Source organism: Legionella worsleiensis, from assembly GCF_001467535.1.
GTDB classification, from domain to species: domain Bacteria; phylum Pseudomonadota; class Gammaproteobacteria; order Legionellales; family Legionellaceae; genus Legionella; species Legionella worsleiensis.
In genome coordinates this window covers 1-340 of the sequence record NZ_LNZC01000023.1, presented here as the reverse complement: position 1 = coordinate 340, position 340 = coordinate 1, and the positions used below count along the sequence as shown (strand labels likewise).

The window sequence follows — 340 nt, the reverse complement described above, 5'->3', positions numbered from 1 at the left end:
TCTGTGGCAAGCTCGATTTTGGGAACACCGGATAAGAAATGATGAAGATTATCGAATTCATGTGGATTACATCCATTTTAATCCCGTTAAACATGGTTACGTCAGCCTGTAGCCTGTATTAGACAACGTCGTAATACAGGTTTCACCCCATCAAATAATTCCCTTTTTATATCAATTTGATAAAATCATCTCGTCCAACTTAAGGAAGCATTTCATGGTACGATACCGTAGAGATTACACACCTGGCGCCACCTATTTTTTTACATTAACTTTACTAGACAGACAATCTGATTATCTTACCAGGCATATTGACCATTTAGGTACTGCCTTTCGCAGGGTT

At 38.5% G+C, this 340-nt stretch carries 1 pseudogene; it reads left to right on the top strand.

Features of this window, described 5'->3' with window-relative positions:
* Positions 1–103, top strand: a pseudogene (locus Lwor_RS13535) (REP-associated tyrosine transposase); the annotation flags it as partial.
* Positions 104–340: the final 237 nt, after the last annotated feature.